Raw genomic sequence first — 2262 nt, 5'->3', positions numbered from 1 at the left:
CGAGTTCATGGGGGCGTCCGAAGGCCTCGGCTATCTTGTGATCGATGGCCAGCAACTCGGCAAGACCACGCAGATATTGGCGGCGATCGTCATCTTCGCCATTCTCGGCAAGACCGCCGACTGGCTGGTCGAGATCGGCACGGCGCCGCTGTTGCTGGCAGGACGCCTTCGGCGGTCAAGGCGGAGCGGCCTGATGCTCGTGCTCGAGCGTCTCGGAAAAACCTATCCCAACGGCGTCCACGCGCTGGAGCGCTTTTCCGCCGAGATCAGGCTCGGCGAGATCGTCGCCATCATCGGCGGCTCCGGCTGCGGAAAGTCGACGCTTTTGCGCGCCATCGCCGGCCTCGACCGCGCCAGCACGGGCCGCGTGTCGCTGGATGCGACGGCGGTTACCGCGCCGCATCCGAAAATCGGCATCATCTTCCAGGAGCCGCGGCTTCTGCCCTGGCTCAGCGTCGCCGACAATATCGGGTTCGGCCTGTCGGAATTGCCGGCAGAGGCAAGGCGCGGGCGGGTCGCGCGCGCGCTGGCGCGGGTCGGCCTTGCCGACAAGGCCAATGCGTGGCCGCGCGAATTGTCCGGCGGTCAGGCGCAGCGGGTAGCGATTGCGCGTGCGCTGGTGCCGCAGCCCGAAGTGCTGCTGCTGGATGAGCCGTTTTCGGCGCTGGACGCCTTCACGCGGCGCGATCTGCAGGATCATCTGCTCGACCTCTGGGCCGATACCCGGCCGACGCTGGTTCTGGTGACCCATGACGTCGACGAGGCGGTGGTGCTGGCGGACCGCGTGCTGGTGATGCGGCCGCGGCCGGGCCGGCTGTTCGAGGAGATCAGGATCAATCTGGCGCGGCCGCGCGACCGCCATTCGCCGCACTTCGACAATTTCAAGCGCCGGGTGCTGACCGCGCTGGACCGCTCGCTCGACCGCGACGTGCCCGATACCGAGGCCAGTTCGACCGCCGGCGAAGCGATGTGGTGGTGACAAGGGCGGGATTAGGTTCTAAATCCAGCGCTTGGAAAAATATCCGGGAGAAGAAAATGGACGCCGCCGAACTCCGCGCAACGCAAGCCCCGTACAAGGAACGCTACAAGTCCGATCCCGCGGCGGCGGTCATCACGCTGAAGGCCAAGGGCTCGATCGCGGGCGAGGGCATCGCCTGCAAGGTCGAGACCGGCCGTGCGCTGGCGGTGGCCGGCCTTCATCCCGCGACCGGCGGCTCCGGGCTTGAACTGTGTTCCGGCGACATGCTGCTGGAAGCCCTGGTCGCCTGCGCCGGCGTCACGCTGAAATCGGTCGCGACCGCGATCGAGGTGCCGCTGAGGACCGGCAATGTGATCGCGGAAGGCGACCTCGATTTCCGCGGCACCCTTGGCGTCGACAAGGAGGCGCCGGTCGGCTTCGCCGAGATCCGCCTGCGCTTCGAGGTCGGCACCGACGCGCCGCAGGACAAGCTCGACCTGCTCTTGAAACTCACCGAGCGCTATTGCGTGGTCTACCAGACCATCAGGAACGGCCCCAAGGTTTCGGTGTCGATGAAGAGGGTGTGAGGGCACAATTCGCCGGGACGACAAAAAATGTCGCCCGAACTCGCCTTTCTCGTCACGCTCGCCTTGCGCATGGCGATCACCGCCGCCTTCGTCGTCACCGCCTCCGTCATCACCGAGCGCTCGGGGCCGGCGATCGGCGCGCTGGTGGCGACCTTGCCGATTTCGGCGGGGCCGTCCTACGTCTTTCTCGCGCTCGATCATGATGCGGCGTTCATCGCCGAAGGCGCGCTGGCGAGCCTGCCGGTCAATGCGGCGACGATCTTTTTCGGGCTTGCCTATGTCCTGCTGGCGCAGCGCCGGAACGCGATCGTCAGTTGGGTTGGTGCGATCGCGGTCTGGTTCGCGCTCGCTTCCATCATTCGCCAAATCCAATGGACGCTCACTACCGGCCTGGTCGCAAACGCGGTCACCTTCGCGATCTGCGTGCCGCTGTTGCGCCGCTATCGCCACGTCAGGATGCCGCTGATCACGCGCCGCTGGTATGACATTCCGCTGCGCGCTTCGCTGGTCGCGACTCTGGTGGCAACCGTCGTCACGCTGTCGTACTGGGTCGGGCCGATGATCAGCGGCATCATCGCGCTGTTTCCGATCGTGTTCACTTCCATGATGCTGATCCTGCATCCGCGCATCGGCGGGCCGCCGACCGCGGCGGTGGTCGCCAACAGCGCCTGGGGCCTGATGGGCTTGGGCATCGCGATCGCGGTGCTGCATCTCGCC

The 2262-nt window shown here is 66.5% G+C and carries 3 protein-coding genes; all 3 read left to right on the top strand.

Annotation, left to right across the window (positions count from 1 at the left end; all coding sequences use genetic code 11):
• The first annotated feature begins 193 nt into the window (after positions 1-193).
• Positions 194-979, top strand: a complete 786-nt coding sequence (locus WCE35_RS10470; protein ID WP_424593266.1) for an ABC transporter ATP-binding protein — start codon at positions 194-196, stop codon at positions 977-979.
• A 56-nt stretch (positions 980-1035) separates the two neighbouring features.
• Positions 1036-1545, top strand: a complete 510-nt coding sequence (locus tag WCE35_RS10465; RefSeq protein ID WP_424593265.1) for an OsmC family protein — start codon at positions 1036-1038, stop codon at positions 1543-1545.
• A gap of 27 nt (positions 1546-1572) precedes the next feature.
• On the top strand, positions 1573-2262 hold a 690-nt coding region (locus WCE35_RS10460; RefSeq protein WP_424593264.1), incomplete at its 3' end, for a hypothetical protein.

Origin of the sequence: Bradyrhizobium sp., from assembly GCF_049691595.1 — a bacterium.
GTDB lineage: Bacteria > Pseudomonadota > Alphaproteobacteria > Rhizobiales > Xanthobacteraceae > Bradyrhizobium.
Note: the sequence above shows the minus strand (reverse complement) of the source record. Positions and strands in the feature narration are given on the sequence as shown.